This is a genomic window from Haloferax sp. Atlit-6N (assembly GCF_003383195.1).
Lineage (GTDB): Archaea > Halobacteriota > Halobacteria > Halobacteriales > Haloferacaceae > Haloferax > Haloferax gibbonsii.
On the sequence record NZ_QEQJ01000205.1, the window covers coordinates 1 to 505 of the forward strand.

At 63.2% G+C, this 505-nt stretch carries 1 protein-coding gene; it reads right to left on the reverse strand.

Annotated elements, in window-relative coordinates; translation table 11 throughout:
* A partial coding sequence (locus tag DEQ92_RS21955; RefSeq protein WP_115821785.1) for an amino acid permease occupies positions 1 to 505 on the reverse strand: 505 nt, incomplete at both ends.

A 505-nucleotide genomic window follows, 5' to 3' on the forward strand; every position in this document is an offset into this window, starting at 1 on the left:
ATGTTCTCTCTGGGGTTTTTGACTTCCTCGGTGACGGTCGTGATGAGGTCGTACCCCTCGAAGGCGATGAACGTCAGCCCCATCGCCGGCAGAATGGCGAACGCGCCCGCAGCCTCAGGAAAGAGTGGCTGAAACTCCGCCCCCGAAAACATCGGCGAGGTCGCGCCGAATGCGACGAAGACGAGCAGGATCGTGACCTTCGTCGCGGTGAAGATCGTCTCGACGCTCCCGCTGGCGGCCGTCGAGACGGCGTTCAGCACCACGAACAGGACGACGGCCGTGAACGCCAGCACGAAGCCGATCGGGAGAGCCATATCGATGACTGGGAGGGCGAGTGCCCCCACCTCACCCGGCGGCGGGACGATACCGTACACGTGCAGCAGTTCCAGGAAGTTGGGCGCGAACCCGAGCGCGTACAGGGCGCCCGCGATCATATACGCGAACCAGAGCATCCACCCCATCAGGAACGACGGGAGCGATTTGAACGTCTCCTTGACGAACGCGT